19 protein-coding genes, 1 tRNA gene and 2 pseudogenes are annotated in these 19,645 nt (G+C 70.8%); 16 read left to right on the top strand and 6 right to left on the bottom strand.

Annotated elements, in window-relative coordinates; translation table 11 throughout:
• Window positions 1–78 precede the first annotated feature (78 nt).
• Together ASG63_RS05400 and ASG63_RS05405 are read left to right on the top strand one after the other, a co-directional pair.
• Complete coding sequence (locus tag ASG63_RS05400; RefSeq protein ID WP_056212850.1) at window positions 79–1,620, top strand: class I adenylate-forming enzyme family protein; 1,542 nt, start codon at window positions 79–81, stop codon at window positions 1,618–1,620.
• Window positions 1,621–1,791: 171 nt separating this feature from the next.
• Window positions 1,792–1,883, top strand: a tRNA-Ser gene (locus tag ASG63_RS05405).
• Window positions 1,884–2,120: 237 nt separating this feature from the next.
• Here the strand turns inward: ASG63_RS05405 and ASG63_RS05410 are convergent.
• From ASG63_RS05410 to nthA, 3 genes and pseudogenes are all read right to left on the bottom strand, one after another.
• Complete coding sequence (locus ASG63_RS05410) at window positions 2,121–2,465, bottom strand: nitrile hydratase accessory protein (protein ID WP_056212852.1); 345 nt, start codon at window positions 2,463–2,465, stop codon at window positions 2,121–2,123.
• A pseudogene (gene nthB / locus ASG63_RS05415) lies at window positions 2,462–3,139 on the bottom strand (nitrile hydratase subunit beta). Before nthB ends, ASG63_RS05410 begins: the two are co-directional and overlap by 4 nt.
• The gene (gene nthA / locus ASG63_RS05420; protein WP_056212854.1) at window positions 3,136–3,777 is read right to left on the bottom strand and encodes a nitrile hydratase subunit alpha; all 642 of its coding nucleotides are present in this window, start codon (window positions 3,775–3,777) and stop codon (window positions 3,136–3,138) included. The pseudogene nthB and the gene nthA overlap by 4 nt, the downstream one beginning before the upstream one ends.
• A 1,254-nt stretch (window positions 3,778–5,031) precedes the next feature.
• On the opposite strand from nthA, the gene ASG63_RS05430 reads away from it, so the two are divergent.
• From ASG63_RS05430 to ASG63_RS05450, 5 genes are all read left to right on the top strand, one after another.
• Complete coding sequence (locus ASG63_RS05430; RefSeq protein WP_056212858.1) at window positions 5,032–5,988, top strand: LysR family transcriptional regulator; 957 nt, start codon at window positions 5,032–5,034, stop codon at window positions 5,986–5,988.
• A gap of 134 nt (window positions 5,989–6,122) precedes the next feature.
• Window positions 6,123–6,491, top strand: coding sequence for an HU family DNA-binding protein (locus tag ASG63_RS05435; protein ID WP_082559187.1), 369 nt, complete (start codon window positions 6,123–6,125; stop codon window positions 6,489–6,491).
• Between the two features lie 206 nt (window positions 6,492–6,697).
• Window positions 6,698–7,711 (top strand): ABC transporter substrate-binding protein, encoded by a 1,014-nt coding sequence (locus ASG63_RS05440; protein ID WP_156394075.1) that lies wholly within the window; start codon window positions 6,698–6,700, stop codon window positions 7,709–7,711.
• 80 nt (window positions 7,712–7,791) lie between these two features.
• Window positions 7,792–8,769 carry a FecCD family ABC transporter permease gene (locus ASG63_RS05445; RefSeq protein ID WP_082559188.1) on the top strand — a complete coding sequence of 326 codons (978 nt, stop codon included), beginning with the start codon at window positions 7,792–7,794 and terminating at the stop codon, window positions 8,767–8,769.
• On the top strand, window positions 8,766–9,542 hold the full coding sequence (locus ASG63_RS05450) for an ABC transporter ATP-binding protein (RefSeq protein WP_056212901.1): 777 nt from the start codon (window positions 8,766–8,768) through the stop codon (window positions 9,540–9,542). Before ASG63_RS05445 ends, ASG63_RS05450 begins: the two co-directional genes overlap by 4 nt.
• On the opposite strand, the gene ASG63_RS05455 is transcribed toward ASG63_RS05450, so the two are convergent.
• Window positions 9,539–10,609 carry a substrate-binding domain-containing protein gene (locus tag ASG63_RS05455; RefSeq protein WP_056212860.1) on the bottom strand — a complete coding sequence of 357 codons (1,071 nt, stop codon included), beginning with the start codon at window positions 10,607–10,609 and terminating at the stop codon, window positions 9,539–9,541. The two genes, ASG63_RS05450 and ASG63_RS05455, sit on opposite strands and share 4 nt — an antisense overlap.
• 286 nt (window positions 10,610–10,895) lie before the next feature.
• On the opposite strand from ASG63_RS05455, the gene ASG63_RS05460 reads away from it, so the two are divergent.
• The 4 genes from ASG63_RS05460 to ASG63_RS05475 all read left to right on the top strand — a co-directional run bounded on the left by ASG63_RS05460 (window position 10,896) and on the right by ASG63_RS05475 (window position 13,863).
• Window positions 10,896–11,453 carry a hypothetical protein gene (locus ASG63_RS05460; RefSeq protein ID WP_056212862.1) on the top strand — a complete coding sequence of 186 codons (558 nt, stop codon included), beginning with the start codon at window positions 10,896–10,898 and terminating at the stop codon, window positions 11,451–11,453.
• Window positions 11,454–11,749: 296 nt separating this feature from the next.
• Window positions 11,750–12,826, top strand: a complete 1,077-nt coding sequence (locus ASG63_RS05465; protein ID WP_056212865.1) for a catalase family protein — start codon at window positions 11,750–11,752, stop codon at window positions 12,824–12,826.
• A 58-nt stretch (window positions 12,827–12,884) separates the two neighbouring features.
• Window positions 12,885–13,391: a cupin domain-containing protein gene (locus tag ASG63_RS05470; protein WP_056212867.1), complete on the top strand. Its 507-nt coding sequence runs from the start codon at window positions 12,885–12,887 to the stop codon at window positions 13,389–13,391.
• A 73-nt stretch (window positions 13,392–13,464) separates the two neighbouring features.
• Window positions 13,465–13,863, top strand: a complete 399-nt coding sequence (locus ASG63_RS05475; protein WP_056212870.1) for an MAPEG family protein — start codon at window positions 13,465–13,467, stop codon at window positions 13,861–13,863.
• Between the two features lie 16 nt (window positions 13,864–13,879).
• Here the strand turns inward: ASG63_RS05475 and ASG63_RS05480 are convergent, their stop codons facing one another.
• Window positions 13,880–14,899, bottom strand: coding sequence for a zinc-dependent alcohol dehydrogenase family protein (locus ASG63_RS05480; RefSeq protein ID WP_056212873.1), 1,020 nt, complete (start codon window positions 14,897–14,899; stop codon window positions 13,880–13,882).
• Between the two features lie 268 nt (window positions 14,900–15,167).
• Between ASG63_RS05480 and ASG63_RS05485 the strand changes: the two genes are divergently transcribed.
• Window positions 15,168–16,160: a catalase family peroxidase gene (locus ASG63_RS05485; RefSeq protein WP_056212875.1), complete on the top strand. Its 993-nt coding sequence runs from the start codon at window positions 15,168–15,170 to the stop codon at window positions 16,158–16,160.
• 566 nt (window positions 16,161–16,726) lie between these two features.
• Complete coding sequence (locus ASG63_RS05495) at window positions 16,727–17,827, top strand: catalase family protein (RefSeq protein ID WP_056212879.1); 1,101 nt, start codon at window positions 16,727–16,729, stop codon at window positions 17,825–17,827.
• Window positions 17,828–17,907: 80 nt separating this feature from the next.
• Here the strand turns inward: ASG63_RS05495 and ASG63_RS26780 are convergent.
• Window positions 17,908–18,105: pseudogene (locus ASG63_RS26780) on the bottom strand (PQQ-dependent dehydrogenase, methanol/ethanol family); the annotation flags it as partial.
• Window positions 18,106–18,407: 302 nt separating this feature from the next.
• Here ASG63_RS26780 and ASG63_RS05500 point away from each other — a divergent pair.
• The 3 genes from ASG63_RS05500 to ASG63_RS05510 form a co-directional block, all read left to right on the top strand.
• On the top strand, window positions 18,408–18,635 hold the full coding sequence (locus ASG63_RS05500; RefSeq protein ID WP_156394074.1) for a hypothetical protein: 228 nt from the start codon (window positions 18,408–18,410) through the stop codon (window positions 18,633–18,635).
• Between the two features lie 143 nt (window positions 18,636–18,778).
• Complete coding sequence (locus tag ASG63_RS05505) at window positions 18,779–19,066, top strand: hypothetical protein (protein WP_056212881.1); 288 nt, start codon at window positions 18,779–18,781, stop codon at window positions 19,064–19,066.
• 219 nt (window positions 19,067–19,285) lie between these two features.
• On the top strand, window positions 19,286–19,645 hold a 360-nt coding region (locus tag ASG63_RS05510), incomplete at its 3' end, for a sugar phosphate nucleotidyltransferase (RefSeq protein WP_244479818.1).

The following is a 19,645-nucleotide window of genomic DNA, read 5'->3' on the forward strand; positions in this document are numbered from 1 at the left end:
GTCGGAAACGGGGAGCGGGTGCCCTTGTCGAGGCGCCCGCTTTCGGCTTCCTTGCGCGGGTCGCCACGGAGCCCTCGCTTGACCTCATCCCTTGCCACCGCCGCCGAGGCCCCGCCGTTCAACGGCGCGCGCTTTTGCCTTGCCGAGAATGCCCGCCTGCGCGCCCACAAGACGGCGCTCATCATGGCGGGAGCCGGCGACGACGTTCGCGTCCTGACCTTCGGCGAGGTCGATCGGGCGGTCCGGGCCATCGGGGCCGGGCTTCGGTCCCTCGGCCTCGCGCCCGGCGCGCGCGTGATGATTCGCATGGGCAACGAGGCGGACTACGTGCTGGTCTACTTCGGAGCCCTGGCCGCCGGCTTCGTGGCCCTGCCGGCCTCGCCGCAACTGACCGAGCCCGAGGCCGCGTTCCTGATGGAGAATGCGGGCGCGTCCGTCGTGGTCGTGGGGGCGGGCCATGCCGTCGATCCGGCCGGGCTCGGGAGGCGAATCCTGCTCCGGCCCGACGACATCGCCGTGATGAAGGCCGGGCCGGTGCTGCCCGATTACGCGGACACCCGGGCCGAGGACCCCGCGACCCTGGTCTACACCTCCGGCACGACCAGCCGGCCCAAGGGCGTCCTGCACGCGCATCGCGCCATCCGCGGGCGCCGGCCGATGCACGCGCACTGGCTCGGCCTGTCGGAGCACGACGTCATGCTCCATGCCGGTACGATGAACTGGACCTACACGCTGGGCGTCGGGATCACCGATCCCTGGGCCTGCGGCGCCACGGCGGTGCTCTACGACGGCCCGCGCGATCCGGCGATCTGGCCGGCCCTCATCGCCCGCCATCGGGCAACGCTCTTCGCCGCCGTGCCGAGCCTCTACCGCCAGATCCTGAAATATGCCGATCTCGGGGCCGTCGATCTCGGCACCCTGCGCCACGGGGTGACGGCGGGAGAGGCCCTGTCGCCCGAGCTCCTCGCGGCCTGGACGCAGGCGACTGGCAAGCCCCTCTACGAGGCCCTCGGGATGAGCGAGTGCTCGACCTACGTCTCGAGCGGCCCGACGATCCCCGTGCGCCCCGGCTCCCCCGGCAAACCGCAGCCCGGGCGCCGCGTGGCGATCCTGCCGGCCGAGGGCCCGGCCGAGCCGCTGCCGCCCGGAGAGGTCGGCCTCCTCGCCATCCACCGCTCCGAGCCCGGCCTGATGCTGGGCTACTGGAACCGGCCCGAGGAGGAGGCCGCGGTGATGCGTGGCGACTGGTTCGTCGGTGGCGACCGCGCGAGCCTCGATGCGGACGGCTACCTGACCTTCCACGGCCGCAACGACGACCTCATGAACGCCTTCGGCTACCGGGTCTCGCCGAACGAGATCGAGGGAGTCGTGATCGAGCATCCCGACGTCGCCGAGGTCGGCGTCGCGGAGATGGCGGTGCGGGCCGACCTCAGCGTCATCACCGCCTTCGTCGTGCCGAAGCCCGATGCCGTGCTGGACGCCGACGACATCATGGCCTGGTGTCTCGATCGCCTCGCGACCTACAAGTGCCCCCGCGAAGTGCGCTTCCTGGATGCGCTGCCGCGCACGGCGAACGGCAAGATCCAGCGCAAGCGCCTCGCCGCCAGCGTCGGCGCCTGAGACGGCACGGCGGCCGCGAGAGCCGCCCTGCCCGGCCCGTCCGGCGGCCCCGGGGCATCGACCGAGCCTGTGGCCGCGACGGCACGCCCGCCCGGAAGGCATCGATTTCCCGGCGGCCGCGCCAATCGCAGCTTGACCCGCCGAATGCGAAATTCTAGATCGACCGCCTGCGGAGACGTGGCCGAGCGGCTGAAGGCACTCGTTTGCTAAATGAGCATACCCCGAAAGGGGTATCGAGGGTTCGAATCCCTCCGTCTCCGCCATTCCTTTCGGTGTTCTCCCAGTCGCTCCCGACGCTGATCCGTGTCAGGCCCGTGCACGCGACGGAGGCATCGCCGATCGTGTCGCCCCGTCCTGTCGGATCGACAAGCGCCGTCATCGCCTCGGGCCGGGTTCAGGACGCTCGACCGTTCGATCCGAGATCGCCTGCTCCGATCCGGCCCCACGTTTGCGGAGCGACGGCTCACGCACCCGCCCGGTTCTCGCGGCGTCTCGGCCCCTCACCCCGGACGGGTGGCCGCGAGCGGATCGTTCGCCAGGAGGATCGGCTCGCCGTGCGGTGTCGCCGCGGCGGCCCGGGCGAAGGCGGCCCGGCGCGCGGCGAGGCGTTCGGGCGCCGCGATGCCGCGGGCCGCGAGCAGGCCTTCGAGGGTCGCGAGCCAGGTGGCATAGTCCGCCGCCTGCCCGGTGCGCCGCGTCTGCGCCCCGAGCGCCTCCGCCCATTCGCTCCAGTCGAACAGGCCGCGGTCGTGGAGCGCCACCACCAGGGCGAAGGCCTGGGCCTCCCAGGGCTCGGCAAAGACCGGATCGGCCCCGTCGTCCCAGGGAATCTGATCGGCGCTCATGCGGAGCGTACCGGTTCGACGGGTTCCAGGTAGCTCTCGAAGGCGTTCACCGAGACGGTGTGGCCGGGTTCGGCCTGGTCCCCCCAGAGGTCGCGGCCCGAGAACCGGACGGTGTAGAGCCATTGCGGCGCCTCGCCGGCGAGCTGCGCGTTCGTGTCGGGAAAGACGAAGCCGCCATGCACCGCCTCGATGGTCCCGATCTGGCCCCGCACGTAGCGCGGCAGGCGCGTGTGTCCCGCCGGATGGATGATCCGGGCGCGGACGCGGTCGCCCGGCGAGAAGCGCGCCGGGTCGGGGACGGGCCGGTCGCTCGGGAAGCCCCGCGCGAAGAGCGGCGCCACCTCTTCCCCCTGAAGGACGCGCTTGACCGGAGCGGCGGGAGCCGACGCGATGCCGGTGGACAGCTCCTCGGGCGTGACGAGGCCGTGGTGCTGCACCTGGCGTTCCAGCGCCTTGAGTCAGATCGCGTAATAGCTGGAAGCGAGGTACTCGCCCGGCGGCAGCGCCTCGCGGGCCGACCGGCTGGCATCGAGGTTCCAGGCGCCGGAGAGGCCCATGGCCATCGCGAGGCCGAAGACGCGCTTCTCCCAGGCCGCATGGAAGCGCGGCTCGTCGGCTTCGGGCGCGACAGGGCCGAAGCCGTGCATGCCGCCGAGGTCCTGCCCCCCGTTCATGCGGTCGTTGCCGGCGCGCGCGGAAGGCCGGTGCCGATCATCGCATCCCGGGTGACGAGGGCCGCGAGGGCTGCCTCGTCCAGTTCTTCCGTTCCGGCGGGACGCATCGGCAACACCATGTAGCGCAGCTCGGCGGTGGAATCCCAGACCCGGATGCGCTGTTCGACCGGCAGCGTCACGCCGAACTCGGCCAGCACCGCGCGCGGCTCGATCACGGCGCGCGAGCGGTAGGGGGGCGACTTGTACCAGATCGGTGGCAGGCCGAGCACCGGCCACGGGTAGCAGGAGCAGAGCGTGCAGACCACGAGGTTGTGTTCCTCGGGGGTGTTGGCGACGACGACCATGTGCTCACCACCCCGCCCGCCGACGCCGAGCTCGCGCATGGCCGGAGTGGCATCCGCGAGCAGGCGGGCGCGAAAGCCGGGATCGACCCAGGCCCGCGCCACCACCCGGGCCCCGTTATGCGGGCCGACCTTGGTCTCGTAGGTCTCGATCAGCGCATCGAGGGCGGCCGGGTCGACGTAGCCCTTGTCCACGAGGATGTATTCCAGGGCGCGCACCCGCAATTCCATCGGCGAGAGTTCGGTTGCCGGGTGCCTCCCATGGGAATGGTCATCATGATCGTGAGGGTGCGCCATGCTCAATCTCCAGGCCGGACCTTACGAGCTGAATCGACGCCCGTCATGCGTGCAGCGGGTCCTGTCGTTCGCCGGGCAAGCCTTTCCCGAACCGTGAAGGATACGGATCGGACGTCATGCGATGCAGGGCGAAACGGCACGGTTCGGCCGATCCTGATCGTCCGCTCGACCTGTTGGCGAGCGAGGGCTCTTCGCCAGCCATGACGGCGCCGCCTGAGGTAGGGGTGGGGCGGGACCTGTCCGCACGTGCTGCGACCGGTCCGAGAAATTGGTCCTCGGTCTGCGGACGCCTCGGGTCGCTCACGCTCATCCGTTGCAGGGCGTCCGTTCCCGGAAGCCGCGCTCCGAGGCTCGGGACCGCCTCCGCCGCCAGTCCGAGTGCGGGATCCGCCACGGCGCCGGCGCCGATGACGTCGGCCTTGTCGGTCGCGTTCTCGCGCAGGGCGATCTCGTCGGAAGGAAGGCTGGGGTTCACGCCGCGCAGAGGGCCGGAACGGCGACCGTGCGGAAGAGGTGCGGGCTCGCGGTGGCGCTCGCCGGATCATCGGCGAGACGGGCTCGGAACTCGGGATCGGTGAAGGCCGCACGGAACGCCGCGACGCTGTCCCAGACGGCGTCGTTCAGGAAGACGCCCCTGCCCGCGCTGCCCGCGCTGCCCGCGCTGCCCGCGCTGCCGCGGTGCCGAGACGAATCCGGGCTGGCGCTTCATGATCTCTGCGTCGGCCGTCCAGGCGGCGAGCAGGGCATCGGCATCCGCGGGCGGGATTTCGAGGAGGAGACTGGTCTAGGCGCGCCGGGGCTGGCGGGGCGTCGGTCCCGCTCGATCGGTCCCAGCCGAGCGGTCATGCGTCGTCCGTCGCAAGATTGAGCGTCGATCGGGGCGCCCGCAGCGCCTGATCGTGAATGCCGGTTCGATTTCTCGTCCGTTGGACGCGATGCCAGGGCCGGGATGCTGGACGGGGCCTCGCGTAGACCTCTGTGGCGTCCTGAGACCGATCCTCTCGAGGCGCCGATCAGTCACCCCTCGTCCTGGCCAAATCCGTCAGCACCGACTCTGGACCCTTCCAACGCCAGTCGTCGCGGGTTCTTCGCGGCACGCCTCCGGGTCGGGGCCGCATACGTCCGATCCCGCCAAGAGCCAGGCCCTAACTCACACGGCCAATGGAAGTCTACGACTTATTGAGCCGATCTCATCGGATGTATACCACCGGTCGTCTCGGAGCCTGACGGCGCCATGCTTCCTCTCCCGGACCCGTGATCGACAAACTCGACCTTCTCCTCGCCCTGTCGCGGGAGCACCATTTCGGGCGCGCCGCGGACGCGTGCTGCGTGACGCAGCAGACGCTGTCGGCCGGTGTGAAGAGCCTGGAGAACCAACTCGGGACCCGGCTGGTGCAGCGCGGCTCCCGGTTTCAGGGATTCACGCCCGAGGGCGAACGGGTTCTGGCCTGGGCCCGGCGGATCGTCGCCGATGCGCGCGCGATGCGCGAGGATGTCGCGACCCTGCGCCGGGGACCGGCGGGACACCTGCGGATCGCCGCGATCCCGACCGTCCTTCCGATGATCTCCGCGCTGACCACCCCGTATCATCTCCGCTATCCGGACGTCCGCCTCAGCGTCCTGTCGGCGACGTCGGCGACCATCCTCGACCTGATCGAGAACCTCGTGGCGGATGCCGGTCTCACCTATCTCGACCGTGAGCCGCTGAGTCGGGTCACGACGATCCCGCTCTTTAAGGAGCGCTACCAGCTTCTCACCGCGGCCGGCGGCCAGCACGACGGGCGCACCAGCATCACCTGGTCCGAAGTCAGCCGGACGCCGCTCTGCCTGCTGACGCCCGACATGCAGAACCGGCGCATCGTCGATCAGCAGCTTCGGGCCTCGGGGAGCGACCCTGCGCCGACCCTCGAGTCGAATTCGATGATCGTCCTGATGAGCCATGTGCGCACCCTGCACTGGTCGAGCATCATGCCGGCCGCGCTGGCTGACGCCCTCGGGCCGATGCCGGGTCTGCGGACGATCCCGATCGTCGAGCCGGAGATCGAGCACACGATCGGCCTCGTCGTGCCGCAACGCGAACCGGCGACGCCGATGGTCGCCGCGCTGGTGGGCATCGCGCGACAGCTGGCGCGGACCCTGGATGAGCGGATCGGGAAGGCGGACGCGTCGCGGGCCTGCGCCGTCGACGTTCGTGAGAACAGTCTCCGATGACACGCGAGCGCACGGCGCCCGGATCCATCGAGCCGGAAGACACTGCTGGGGCGGAAACCGGCCTCTGCGTCCGGTGCGAGAAGACGCGAAACTTCTCCCTCCTCTCGATCACTCGCAGGTGCTGAGTTCCCACCATGATCAAGTCCGGTCTGATCGCCCGCATGTGCGAGCAACACCCGCATCTCGGAGCCGCGGAGGCGGACGCCGTGGTGAACGCCATCCTGGCACGGATCGCCGAAGCCCTGGCTGCGGACGACCGGGTCGAATTGCGGGGGCTCGGCGTCTTCTCGGCCGTCCCCCGGGCGCCGCGCCCGGGGCGAAACCTGGCGTCCGGCGCCCCGGTCCTGGTGGGCGAGAAGCGCATCGTCTCGTTCCGGGCGAGCCGGACGATCGCGGCGCAGTTGCGTGGGTCCGCGGCACCGATTCCCCTGCGGACGAAAGGCCCGGTCGTGACCTTGTCTCTCTTGCCCTCCTGCAACGCCGAGCGATCCCGTGCGGCGTAGCGCCTGTCGTCCCGTCTGCGCCGCATCGGCGCTCTGCGGCCTGCACCGGCCCGGACATCCCGTCCGTAGGCGCCGGCTGCCGGACCCACTACACTGACGCGGACACCCGCTCGTCTGGGGATCGTTCTCCTGTGAACACGGCACCGTTTCCACGTCCGCATGGCGGTCTGCGCCGTGCGCGTCACGCCACCCTTCGCCTCGTTCCCTTGCTGGCGGGGCTCGGTCTCGGCGGCCCCCTCGACGCACGGCCCTTCACCGATGCCGCCGGCCGGACCGTCGCGGTGCCCGAGCGCCCCGCCCGAATCCTGGCGGCCGGCCCGCCGGCCTCCGTCCTGCTCTACAACCTGGCGCCGGACCGGATGGTCGGCTGGATCCGCAGCCCGACCCCGGAGGAGAAGCCCTTTCTCGCTCCCGCGACCCGCGACCTGCCCGTCACGGGGCGCCTGACCGGGCGCGGCGGGACCGCGAACGTCGAGGCGGTCCTCGGCCTCAAGCCCGATCTCATCCTCGATGTCGGCAGCACGGCGCCGACCTACGCGTCCCTCGCCGACCGGGTCCAGGCCCAGACCGGGATTCCCTACGTGCTCCTCGACGGGCATTTCGAGAAGACCGCGGAGAGCTATCGGCGCCTCGGCGCCCTGCTGGGCCTGGACGCGGCGGCGGCGGACCTGGCGGGCGCGGCCGAGGCCGCGGTGGCGGATGTGGCCCGGGTGATCGCGACGGTGCCGGAGGCGCGGCGCCCGCGGGTCTACTACGCCCGCGGTCCGAAGGGGCTCGAGACCGGTCTCGGCGGGTCGATCAACGTCGAGCTCCTCGGCGTGGTCGGAGCCCGGAACGTCGCGGCGGCGGCCGGCCCCGGCGGGATCGCCACCGTCTCGCCGGAACAGGTGCTGGCCTGGGACCCGGACGTGATCCTCACCCAGGATGCCGGCTTCCGGCGTGGGATCGCGCAAGACCCGCTCTGGTCCGGCCTCCGGGCCGTCCGCGCGGGCCGGGTCTACCAGGTGCCGGCCCTGCCCTTCGGCTGGTTCGATGCACCGCCCGGGGCCAATCGCCTGATCGGCATCCGCTGGCTGGCGCAGGTGCTCTACCCGGACCTGTTCCCGACCGGCCTGGAGGCGGCGACGCGGGACTTCTACCGGCGCTTCTACCATGTGGATCTCGATGACGGGCAGGTGGCGGCGCTGCTCTCGGGCGCCGCACCCGGTCCGAAGCCGTGACGCCGGAGACGGAGGCCCTCGCCCTGCCGGAGAAGGCGGAACGCCGGCGATGGGCGCGGATCTGGCCCGTCCTGGCGCCCATGCTGGGGCTCCTCGCCCTGGTGGTGCTGGCGCTGGCCACCGGGCGCTTCGCCGTTCCCCTCGGCGACGTGGTCGAGATCCTCGGGGCCCGGCTCGTCGGCCTGCCCGCGCGGGCCGACCCGGCAATGCAGACCGTCATCCTCCAGGTCCGCCTGCCCCGTGTACTCGCCGCCCTGGTGGTGGGGGCGAGTCTCGCGGCGGCCGGGGCGACCTACCAGGGCCTGTTCCGGAACCCCCTGGTCTCGCCGGACATTCTCGGGGTCTCGGCGGGGGCGAGCCTCGGGGCGGTGCTCGGCATCTTCCTGTCCCTGCCCGTGGCGGCGATCCAGGGGCTCGCCTTCGCCGGCGGCCTCGGCGCGGTCGCCGCCGTCTACGCGGTGGGCGCGGCGGTGCGCGGTCAGGACCCGGTGCTGACGCTGGTCCTGGCCGGCGTCGCCATCGGGGCCGTGCTGGGTTCGGCCATCGCGCTCCTGAAGGTCCTGGCCGATCCCTACAACCAGTTGCCCGCCATCACCTACTGGCTCCTCGGCAGCCTCGCTTCGGTGACGTCGGGGGATGTCGGTGCGATCCTGCCGGCGATCGGCCTCGGTCTGGCGCCCCTGGTGCTCCTGCGCTGGCGCATGAACCTGATGAGTCTTGGCGAGGAGGAAGCGCGCGCCCTCGGGGTCGAGACCCGGGTCCTGCGCCCGGTCCTGATCGCCGCCGCCACCCTGGTCACCGCCGCCTCGGTGTCGGTGACGGGGGTGATCGGTTGGATCGGCCTCCTGGTGCCGCACGTGGCCCGGCTGCTGGTGGGCCCGGATTTCCGCCGCCTGCTGCCGGCTTCCCTGGTTCTCGGCGCGGGCTACCTGCTCGCCGTCGACCTCGTGGCCCGCACCATCGCCCCCATCGAGGTGCCGCTCGGCATCCTGACCGCGCTCATCGGCGCGCCGTTCTTCCTCTGGCTCCTTGCCAGCGGCCGGCGGGGCTGGGCCTGATGCTCAGCGTCGAGGATCTCGCCTTCGGCTACGGGCGCCGTCGCATCGGCGCCGGCCTCGCCCTCACCGTGGAGCCCGGGGAGGTGCTGTGCCTGCTGGGCCCGAATGGCGGCGGCAAGACCACGCTGTTCAAGACGCTCCTGGGCCTGCTCCCGCCCCTCGGCGGCCGCATCCGCCTCGACGGGGAGGAGCTCGGCCGCTGGTCTCGGCGCCGGCTGGCGGCGAGCCTCGGCTACGTCCCCCAGGCGCAGGGCGGGTTCTTTCCGTTCCGGGTGCGCGACGTCGTCCTGATGGGGCGCGCGAGCCGGCTCGGCGTCTTCGCGAGCCCCGGCCCGGCCGACCACGCCGTGGCCGAGCGAGTTCTCGAAACCCTGGAGATCGGGCACCTCGCGGAACGGATCTACACCGAGATCAGCGGCGGCGAGCGCCAGATGGTGCTGATCGCCCGCGCGCTCGCCGGCGAACCCCGGATCGTCGTGATGGACGAGCCCACCGCCAGCCTCGATTTCGGCAACCAGGCCCGGGTGCTCGGCCAGATCCGTCGCCTGTCGCGATCGGGTATCGCGGTCGTCCTCTCGACGCACGACCCGGACCACGCCTTCCTGTGCGCCGACCGGGTGGCCCTCCTGCACGAGGGCCGACTCCTCGCCCTCGGGACTCCGGCCGCGACGATCACGCCCGAGACCCTGGCGCGGATCTACGGCGTCGCCGTGGCGGTGGTCGCACTGCCGGGCCATGGACATGCCGTCTGCGCGCCGATCCTGCCGGATTAGAGAAGCGGCGCCCCGGGAACGGCAGTCCCTTGCCCGATGCCCCGCACGGTCTCGGGCGGGCGGTAGCCGGATGTCCGGCACGCGCGCTCGGCCAGGGCCTCCGCGAGGGCGTCGAAGGTCGCGTCGATCCGGGATTGGGCGGTCGCGAGGTAGTAGCGCTCCCAGCCCACGGAGAGAAAATCGAGTCCGAACCGGTCGGCCGCCGCCCGCGCACCGAGCCCGGCATCGGCCGCGCCGTAGGCAATCACGGCGGCGACCGCCTGATGCGTGAATTCCTCGGTGGCGTAGCCCCGGATCCGTTCGGCCGGAATGTCGTGCTGGGCGAGAAGCCGATCGAACCACACCCGGGTGCCCGACCCCTTCTGGCGATTGACGTACCGGGCATTTCCGGCGGCGAGGTCGTCCACGCCGCGGATGCCGAGGGGATTGCCGGCCGCGAGCATCAATCCCTGCTCGCGCTCGAACAGGATCCTGACCCGGAACCCGGGATCGGCCGCGAGGTCCGCGAAGGCGGGACCGGCCGTCGGCCAGTCGACGGCACCGCAGTGGAATCCGGCTGCATCGGCACGGGCCTCGGTCAGGCGCGCCACGGCATCCTCGCTGCCGGCGATCGCCAGGGCGAGCTTCGGCCAGGTCGCGGCGACGTCCATGATGAGCAGGTCGTGGCTGGCGACCAGCGTGACGGGGCGCAGGGCCCCGGTCAGGACCGGCGCGAGGCGGGCACCGATGGCGCGTGCTTCCCGGGCCATCGGCGCCGCGAGACCGGCCGCGGCCGTTCCCAGGGACTCGCGCAGCAGCACACCCGTGGGCGTCAGCGCGCTGCCGTGCCCGCGCGTCTTCTGCACGAGCTGGTGCCCGAGGCCGGCTTCGAGGGCACGAAGACGCTCCCAGGCCGCCCGGTAGGAGAGGCCGAGCGCGGTCGCGATGCCCTGGACGGAGCCCGTCTCCGCGATCGCGTCGAGCACCGTGACGGCCTCGGCGACCGAGATGCGGTGCGACCCGACGGTGATCGTGCCGCCCAGGGCGAGGTCGATGGCGAGAGGTGGATTATCGGATGCGTGCATCATATTGCGACGATCGTAACATCTTTCTACGTATTTGCGACGGGTGCCCGCGCTCAGGGCTGCCGCGGATGACGGGATTCGATGGCATGAGGCGCGACCACGAAACTCCGACAGGTGCTGCCCGCGTGGCGGTTTCAGCCGCTCGCGAGGCGGCTTTTGGGCGCCGCGACGCCGTGTCCTCCAGATCGTAGACCTGATCTTGGCCCTCGCGCTCCGAGCGACGCGTGCCGTCGGACGATCGCGCCCGGAGTGCGACGCCGCAAGACCGCTCCGCCTGCAATTCTCACCCTTGGAGATTCCACGCCTCGCGGCAGCCTATCGGATCGACGTGAAGGAGCGGGCGGCCCTCGCCGCCGGCGCGCGCATCCGGCACGGCGCCTGCACGCGTGAGAACCTCGCCCCGATCCTGACCTGGAAGGTCAGCGACCGTGGCCGGAGTCGTCAACGGAGGAACAGCGACGAGGAGGTCGCCGACGCCCTGCGGACGGCGCTGCTCGCCACGACCCCGCGGGTGGCCGTGTCGGTCCTCACCGGTCTCTCTGGCGTGGCCGTGCCCGTCGCGTCGGCGATCCTGGCCGCGATCCGTCCGGACCATTACGCCGTCATCGACCCTCGGGGCCTCAAGGCCCTCGGCTGCGGACCGCTCGAGATCGGTGCGAAGGCGTCTCTGCCGCTCGACCTCTACCTCCGCTACCTCGCGTTCTGCCGTGACCTCTCCCGAAGCTTCGGCGTCACCCTTCAGGATCTGGACCGCGCACTCTGGGAATGGGCGATGGCCGCCGACCTGCGACCCGGGCTTCCGCCCGGCCTCCTCCGCAGCCGCAAGGACATCCACGCGCCGCGCTGAGCCGGAGGCAGGACGGCGTCCGGGTCGGACCCGCAGCCGGGATCGAGAACGGCGATCGCTCGATTTGGACCGGGCCTGTCTCCCCCGAAGCCTCCGCGAGACCGCGAACCGGAGGAATCCGGCTTCCGCGGGCGGTTCGGGTTCTGGGACGACCGCCATCCCGCGTGAGACCGGCGGGATCGGCGCCTGACGCCGCCTCGGCGGCGCGTTCACGGAGCGTTGAAGGGGACCAACCCGGAACGGAGACCGGACCGGTCCGTTCATCTGCAAACCGATCCCGACCGGAGTTCCTGACCTTGCAAGCCCCCGTTCGCTACAGTCCCGATGTCGAGACGGTGACGTCCGATGAGAACGAGACCATCGCGCAGCTCAACCAGACCTTCGACAAGATCCTGCAGACCGTGGCCGAGGATTCCGGACATGCGGTGCGTTCGGTGCATGCCAAGTCGCACGGCATCCTGGAGGGCGAGCTCCGCATCGATGACGCCCTGCCCGCAGAACTCGCCCAGGGCCTGTTCGCCCGCCCCGGGACGCACAAGGTCTTCATGCGCCTGTCCACCAACGCGGGCGATATCCTCCCCGACGCCGTCTCGCTGCCGCGGGGTCTCGCGCTGAAGGTGCTCGACGTCGAGGGCGAGCGCCTGGCCGGCGCCGACGGCGCCACCCAGAACTTCATCATGGTCAACGGCAAGGTCTTCCAGGCCCCAAGCGCCCAGAAGTTCCTCGGCAGCCTGAAGCTGTTGGCCGGCACCACCGACCGGGCCGAGGGCCTGAAGGTCGCGGCCTCGACGGTGCTGCGGGGCGTCAACAAGGCGCTTCAGGCCGTGGGCGTCGAGAGCACGACGCTGGCGTCCCTCGGCGGCGCACCCAACGTCGACCCGCTCGGCGAGACCTACTACAGCGTCACGCCGTTCCGGTACGGCGACTACATCGCCAAGTTCTCGGTCGCTCCGGTTGCCCCGGCGCTCACCGCGCTGACCGGGAACGAGATCGACGCGTCCGGTCGTCCCAATGCGATCCGCGAGACGGTGCAGTCCGAGATGCGCGGCATCGAGGGCGTCTGGGAGTTCCGCGTCCAGCTCTGCCGCGACCTCGCGCGCCAGCCCGTCGAGGATCCGACGGTGGAGTGGGACGAGGTGGAAGCTCCGTTCCAGCGCGTCGGGCTGATCACCGTCCGGCCGCAGGACAGCTGGGATCCGTCGCGCGTCCAGGCGGTCGACGAAGCGATGCGCTTCAGCATCTGGACGGGCCTCGCCGCCCATCAGCCCCTTGGCAACATCAATCGTGCCCGCAACGCCCCCTACAGGCACTCGGCCGAGTTTCGCCAGCGCTTCAATGGATGTCCCATCCATGAGCCCGGCGCCGGGCACTGAGGCTTGGCCGGTGCCTTCCCAAGACCGCCTCCTCCCGCTCCTCGCAGCTAGGACATCCATGAGCCCGCTCGCACGAACCCTCGCCGCCGCATTGCTGGTGATCCCCGTTGCGGGCACGGCCGTCGCGGCGGCGGGCGACCATGCGGGGCATGGCAGCGTCACCGTTCCGGACGCGGCCAGCGTGGTCTACGAGGCCGGTCCGGCGAACCTGCCCAAGGGCACGCAGATCAGCCGGGTGGCGGGTGATCCGGCCAAGCCCGGGCCCTTCGTGCTTCGCATCAAGTTTCCCGCCGAGACCGTGATCGCCCCGCACACGCATGCGCAGGCCGAAACACTGACTATCCTGGCCGGCTCCATCTACCATCAGCACGGTGCGACGCTGGACAAGAGCGCCGGCAAACCGCTGCGCGCCGGCGGCTTCGTCTACCTGCCGCAGGACATGCCGCACGCCCTCTGGACTACGAGCGAGCCCGTGGAACTGCAGGTCAACGGGACCGGCCCCTTCGGTCTGAACTACATCGACCCGGCCGACGATCCGAGCCGCACCGCCCAGGGTCCCCGCTGAGCTTGGGTTCAAACGTCCTGCCGTCGACCCTGTCCGCGCACGCCATCGAGATCCGACCTACCGGAGTGACCCCGTGATCTATCCTGCCCTCACGGCTTTCTACGCGACCGCGTTCGCCCTTCTCTATGTCGGCCTCTCGTCCTGGGTCGTTGCGGGCCGCCTGTCGGCGGACGTCCTGCATGGGGACGGTGGGAATCCGAACCTGGAGAAGCGCATCCGCGCGCAGGGCAATTTTGGGGAGTACGTGCCGCTGGCGCTGATCCTCGTCGCTCTGCTGGAAGCGGGCGGGGGGAGCCCGACCCTGGTCCGCAGCCTCCTGATCGCTTTGCTGGTGGCGCGGGTGCTGCACCCGTTCGGGATGTTCGCCCCGAAGAATTCGCCACGCCAATTCGCCTGCCGCGGGGGCGGGATCCTCGCGACCTTCGCGGTCATAGCCGTGGCGGCCGTCGCCCTCCTGTTCCGGGTCGGCTGAGGCGCGCGGCGGCGGATCAGATCTCGATACAGATCTTGCCGAAGTGCCGGTTGCTTTCCTGGTGCCGGAACGCCGCGACGAGATCCGCCAGGGGATAGCGGCGGTCGACGATCGGACGCAGCCCGCAGGCCTCGATGCCCCGGACCATCTCGATCTGCTGGCGTCGACTGCCGACGAGCACGCCCTGGAGGCGGATCTGCCGAAGCAGGGCCGGCACCAGGGGGAGTGGGCCGGCGACACCGGTCAGGATGCCGATCACCGAGATGTGCCCGCCCACCCGCACGGCGGCCATCGACTGCTCCAGGGTCGCCGGCCCTCCGACGTCGAGGACGTGGTCGACTCCACGCCCGTCGGTCAGGCGTCGGGCCGTTTCACCCCAGCTGGTGTCGGACCGGTAATTCAGGACGTGGTCCGCCCCCAGGGCGCGCAGGCGCTCGAGCTTCTCCGCGCTCGACGAGGTGGCGACCACCGTGGCGCCGGCGGCCTTGGCGAATTGCAGGGCGAAGAGCGAGACGCCTCCGGTGCCCTGAACCAGGACGACGTCGCCGCTCTTCAGGCCCGCATCCCCGTGCAGGGCCCGCCAGGCCGTGAGCGCGGCCGTCGTCAGGGTCGCCGCCTCGGCATGGTCCCATCCCCGCGGCGCGTGGGTGAACGCCATCGCGGAGGCCGTGACGCGCTCGCGGGCATACCCGTCGATGCCGTCGCCCGGCACGGTCGCGAATCCCTCGACCTGGGGGCTGCCTTCCGTCCAGGTCGGAAAGAAGGTGCTGACCACGCGGTCGCCGACCACGAAGGCGTCGACCCCCGGACCCACGGCTTCGACCTCACCGGCCCCATCCGACATCGGCACGCGCGGTTCGCTCGGGCCCCACATGCCGCTCACCACGGCGTAGTCGTGATAGTTGAGAGAACTCGCCCGCAGGCGGACGGTGATCTCGCCGGGGCCGGGTTCCGGAACCGGTCGCTCGCCGAAGCCGACGGCGTCGAAGCCGCCACCGGGTTGAACGATCACCGCGCGGGAGGCCGATACACGCATTCTGAACCTGTTCGTCTCGCCGGCGCGACGCACCGGCCCTGCATGGGGCGGGATCGAGCAATGGTAAAGGTCCCGGGCCGGAATCCGATGGTGGCAGCGGGCTCGGCCCCTGTCGAGACCATGTCTTCGTGACGCGATGGTGATGGGCCGGCCGGGTCCGGATCGCGTAGCAATCCCGGCATTGTCGACCGTCGTCGTTCGCGCTTAAGAACGACTCCAAGCCCAGCCGGTCGACGCGTCCAGCGTCGACGCTCCCCTGAGGATCGTCATGCGTTCATCGAGCATCAAGTACACCCTCGCGGCCGGTGTTGCCTTTGCTGTCGCCACAGTAACGCCAGTCTTCGCCGAGGAGGCGACGACCGCCGAGCAGACCATCAACGTCATGAACAAGCTGTTCGGGTCGCATCCGGGCAAGCGCGCCAACCATGCCAAGGGCGTGGTGGCGGAAGGCAGCTTCATCCCTTCGGCCGAGGCCGCGGGGATCAGCAAGGCGTCGCTGTTCCAGGGGCCGCCCGTCCCGGTGACGATCCGGTTCTCGGATGCGACCGGCGTGCCGACGATCCCCGACGGCTCGAAGAACGCCAATCCGCACGGGATGTCGCTGAAGTTTAAGCTCGTTGACGGCTCGGAGATGGACGTCGTCCTGAACGCGCTCAAGTACTTCCCGGTCGCGACCGGTGAGGCGTTCCGCGACCTGCTCCAGGCCGTCGCCGACAGCGGCCCGGACGCGGCGCACCCGACCGCGCTCGAGCGGTTCACCGCCGCCCATCCGGCCGCAGCCACGGCCGGCGGCACGGCCAAGACCCCGTCGAGCCTGGCGCGACAGACCTATAACGGCGTGAACGCCTTCGTTTTCGTCGACAAGGACGGCAAGCGCCAACCGTTCCGCTTCCGCTTCGTGCCGGTTCAGGGCGAGGACATCCTCTCGCCCGAGGACGCGGCCAAGCGTGAACCGAATTACCTGATGGCGGAGATCGGTCCCCGCATCGCGGTGGAGCCGGCACGCTTCACCGTTCAGGCGCAGCTCGCCGCGCCGGGCGACCCGACCAACGACGCCACCAAGCCCTGGCCCGAGGACCGGAGAATCGTCGACCTGGGCGTCCTCACCGTCTCCAAGGTCGTGCCCGACAGCGCCGAGGCCGAGAAGGCGCTGCTGTTCATGCCGAACGCGCTCACGGACGGCGTCGAGGTCTCGGACGATCCCCTGATCGACGCGCGGGTCCAGGCCTACGCCGTCTCGTTCGGACGCCGGAGCCAGTAGGCTCGTTCGCTGCCGGATCCCCGCTATCGGGTGGTTCCGGCGGCCGGCGCCCCCGGGGCGCCGGGGCGCGACGGCGCGGGCTCCTTGTCCGAGGCTGCATCTGGGCCGGCCCGGTGGCTGCCCTCCTCAATCGCCCCAGAGCCGGTCAGCCCGCCGGCTCCGACGCTCGTCGTCCCGGAGCCCGCCGGGGCGTCCGACCCCGACCGGGGCCTTTCCCCGGCCTTGCCCGAACCGTCCGCGGCCGCTGCGGAGCCCGCGAGGCCGATCAGGATCGCGCCTGCGATGAGGGGGGCGTGCCTGAGCATGACTTCGAAGCCTCCGTCGTCCGTCGGACCGTTCCGACCTGAGAAGCGCAGCGCCTCCCCGGGTGTTCCCGGAATCCCTCGGGAAGACATGACCGGCCCCGCGTCGAGGTCCCGTCCGGCAGGCTGCTCGACATCGTCGGACCTTCCGCGGATGCCGGAGACATCGGGTGCCGCGATTGTGAGGCGGGCCCGGCGTCACGGCCGGAAACCCGGGCCGAGCGCCGAGGTTCGCTTGGACACGCACCCCGATAGGACTTCGGTATGGCCGAGACCCGCCCACCCCTCCGCTACAGCGATAGCATCGAAGTGAGGGCGCCTGACGAGGACGCGACGATCGCCAAGATCATCGCGGCGATGACTCACGCGAGCGAGAAGGTCCAGGCGCGCGAACACCGTGCGGTCCGGGCATCCCATGCCAAGGCGTCGGCCTTCCTGAAGGGCACGCTGCAGGTGCGCGACGATCTCCCACCGGAGTTGCGTCAGGGCGTCTTCGCGAAACCGGGCGGCTACGAAGTTGCCGTTCGTCTCGCCCAGGGGCCGGGCGAACACCTGCCGGACAAGGTGCACACCCACCGCGGCATGGCGATCAAGGTGTTCGGTGTGGAGGGCGAGACACTGCCGGACCATGACGCCGACACGCAGGATTTCGTCCTCGCCACGGGGCCGGTCTTCCCCAACGGCACGGCCGCGAGCTTTCTCGGTGCCATGAAGGGATTGGAGGCCGGCGCGGGTGGAAGCGTGCCCGACGGGATGAAGGCGGCCGTGTCGGCGACGGCAGGCGCCCTCAACAGCGTGGTGAAGGCCGTGACCGGCGGCGACAGTTCCCTCCTGGATTTCTTCGGCCACTCGGCCCGCCATCCGCTGGCCGACTGCTACTATTCGCAGGCTGCCCTGCGCTACGGCGACTACATCGCCAAAATCGTCGCCGTACCGGTTTCGTCCGGGCAGGACGGCTTGAGCCGGGACCCGTTGGATACCCGCAATCCGGACGTCTTCCGGGACGCCACCGTGGCATATTTCCATGAGCAGGAGGCCGCCTTCGAGATCCGGGTTCAGCTCTGTACGGATCTCGCGACGATGCCGGTGGAGGATGCCTCCGTGCCGTGGCCGGAGGCGGAGAGCCCGTATCGGCCGGTGGCCCGCCTCGTGCTCCCCCGGCAGGAGGCCATGGGCGCGGCGCGCAGGACCTTCATGAACGACGTGATGTCGTTTCGCCCCGGACACAGTCTGGCGGCGCACCGCCCGCTGGGCTCACTGATGCGGGCCCGCCTGCGGACCTATCCCGCTCTCTACGCCTTCCGGCAGCGACAGAACGGCAATCCGCAGCGCGAGCCGAGGCGCGCAGCCGAGATCCCGGACTGAGGTTGGCGTTCGGGCCGCCGGCCGGCGGCCCGCCTCGTGGTGCGGGCGCAGGCCTTCCCCGCCCGGGATCCGATCGTTCGACGTGCGACGACGGTCTTCGGCAGCGTGGAGGCCCGGACGCTGCCGCCCTGGGTGATGCCGGGGGTGAGTTTTGCCACCTCGCCGCCCCAGAGCGGAACCGCCCCGCCCCGCCCCGCCCAGCCCCAGCCCGCCGTGATGCCGACCCCCCGCTCGCCATCCGGCTCCCCGGTGATCGGCGCGCAGACGAGGCCGGTCCCATTGGATTTCATCTCGGCGCTTCCGGACGCCGCCGTTGGCCGAACGGAACGCGCGGATCGGCTCTGTGGTCGGTTGTTCTCAGACGTCTTGCCGCCTCCGAACCGTGCCAGCGTACGGCGTACGGCGTGCACCCAGGCCGGGCGGGAAAGCGGTCGGACTGCACGGATCCCCGCCCGGGGGCGCGGCTTCGTCACAGGAACAGCCCCCCGCCCATGCAGGTTGAAGCGTCAGACCTAACCCTCGGGGTTTTCCCATGAAGATGTCCGCTCCCCTGTTGAGCGCGGGTGCGCTCGCGATCGTGATGACGTCATCCGTGCAGGCGCAGGGGGTGCTGGCCCCGCACGACCGTCGCGGCGTCATTATCCAGAACCAGCCCAACACCACCGGCAACAGCCGCGACCTGGTCATCTCGTACGGGGCCACGGGCGCCGATACCGTGACCACGAACTCAGCCGCGGGGGGCAATGCGAGCCGGCCGGAGCAAGCCTTCCCCAACGGTAGCGCCAATGGGGGACCGGGCGGCCGCTGAGGTCCATGGCAGGCAGAGACCCCGTCCAGCCGCCGCTGCAGCGGGGTGTTTGGTCGCCGATCGGCGGGCGACCTACGCGATTCCGACACCCGATCGGCAGCGTCGGCCGTTGTCGGAGCCAGGGCGCCCTGGCATGATGCGGCATGCCGCAAACGTCCTACCCCCGCTGGTCGCCCGCCGAACTCGTCGATGAATTGCGCGAGGCGGCCGAGGAGATCGCCCCGGAACTGAACGGGATCAGGGCCGAGGAGACCCTGGAGGGTGAATCGGCCCAGATGATCGAAGAGATGGCGGAAGCCCTGAAGCTGATCGCGAGCGGAGCGCCGCGTCCTCAGGACATCGCACGCGCGGCCCTGGCCGCGCAGACGCCCCGCAAGCCGATCGGGCGACCGCAGCCGGCGACCCGCAAGCCGGTGAAACCGCGACGCTGAAGCCCGGCTTCCGGGTCTCCGCAACGCTATAGCTTGCGTCCGCCCCATAGCAAAAAAGCCAGGTCTGCCTTAAGGTTACCGGATAGGTGGCCATCGTCGCCGGCGCGTCCGGACTGGTGGGGGGTAGTGTAACCTGTTAGGTGACGATCAGGTTGGAATGCGGATTGCGGCGGGTCGGCCGGCTCGATGCGCTTAGCTCCCGACGAGGCGAACGCGAGAATGTCCGAGTCTGCCGACGCTTTGATTTACCCGATCATTCTCTGTGGCGGTTCGGGCACGCGGCTGTGGCCGGCATCGCGCGAGAGCATGCCCAAGCAGTTCACGCCGCTCGTGGACCCCAAGACCTCGACCTTCCAGGCCACCGCCCAGCGCCTGGTCGATACCGGCGTGTTCGCCCGCCCCACCGTGCTGACCAGCAGCGACGCGCGCTTCATCGTCGCCGAGCAACTGCAGCAGGCGGGCATCCAAGCCGACATCATCCTCGAGCCCGAACGGCGTGACTCCGCCGCAGCGGTGGCGGTCGCCACTCTGCACGCAGCCCGGCGCGACCCCGAGAGCGTCGTGCTGATCATGGCCGCG

The organism is Methylobacterium sp. Leaf94 (assembly GCF_001426045.1).
Taxonomy (GTDB): domain Bacteria; phylum Pseudomonadota; class Alphaproteobacteria; order Rhizobiales; family Beijerinckiaceae; genus Methylobacterium.